Origin of the sequence: Bacillus pseudomycoides DSM 12442 (genome assembly GCF_000161455.1) — a bacterium.
In the GTDB taxonomy this organism is placed as follows: Bacteria; Bacillota; Bacilli; order Bacillales; family Bacillaceae_G; genus Bacillus_A; species Bacillus_A pseudomycoides.
Map to the genome: position 1 here is coordinate 5,332,806 of NZ_CM000745.1, position 270 is coordinate 5,333,075.

Annotated in this window: 1 protein-coding gene; it reads right to left on the reverse strand. The window is 33.0% G+C overall.

Annotated features, from left to right (window positions below; translation table 11 throughout):
- Positions 1 to 52: 52 nt before the first annotated feature.
- Positions 53 to 270, reverse strand: a 218-nt coding sequence (locus tag BPMYX0001_RS27035; RefSeq protein WP_244268563.1) for a YuzF family protein, incomplete at its 5' end; no start/stop codon positions are given.

Below are 270 nucleotides of genomic sequence, written 5' to 3' on the forward strand. Positions count from 1 at the left end.
CTTGGTCGTCTATGACGCTAATCTTTTATAAATCAAATTAGATGTAGTTTGATTATTGTTTTGGCATAATCCATACAATTTGTTGAATGCGTACAATATACGGTACCGTATCTTCAATGAGCAAATGATCTGGTTTCACATCCTTTAACTTGCCTCTTACATTACCTCTTACAGTTTCAATAACCACATGTTTACCAATTACTGATTGTAATGTCTGATATACGTAGGGATTAGGTACACTTACCATATTTTGTTCACTAAAGTCATTTC